Annotated in this window: 1 pseudogene; it reads right to left on the bottom strand. The window is 58.6% G+C overall.

Going from position 1 to position 261, the window contains the following annotated elements:
- Positions 1–183: pseudogene (locus LKK83_RS00595) on the bottom strand (photosystem II D2 protein (photosystem q(a) protein)); the annotation flags it as partial.
- Positions 184–261: the final 78 nt, after the last annotated feature.

The raw sequence follows: 261 nt of genomic DNA, 5'->3' as shown, positions 1-261 counted from the left end.
GTGGGTGTACCAGGAGGTAACGAAGGTGGTGCCGGTCAGCCAGCCCCCGATCGCCAAGTAGGCGCAGGGGAATAACAACAGGCCAGACCAGCCGATGAAGACGAAGCGATCGCGCTTCAGCCAGTCGTCGAGGACGTCAAACCATCCTCGCTCTGTCTGTGCGCGTCCCACTGCTATTGTCATAATGATAACCTCCGATACGTTTGGAAACCCCCGTGCTTTAGCCGGGGGAGGAAAAACGAACGTGCGGCTTTAGCCGCC

It is taken from the genome of Phormidium sp. CCY1219, assembly GCF_035615515.1.
Classification (GTDB): Bacteria; Cyanobacteriota; Cyanobacteriia; order Cyanobacteriales; family Laspinemataceae; genus CCY1219.
This window is presented reverse-complemented; position numbering and strand designations above follow the sequence as displayed.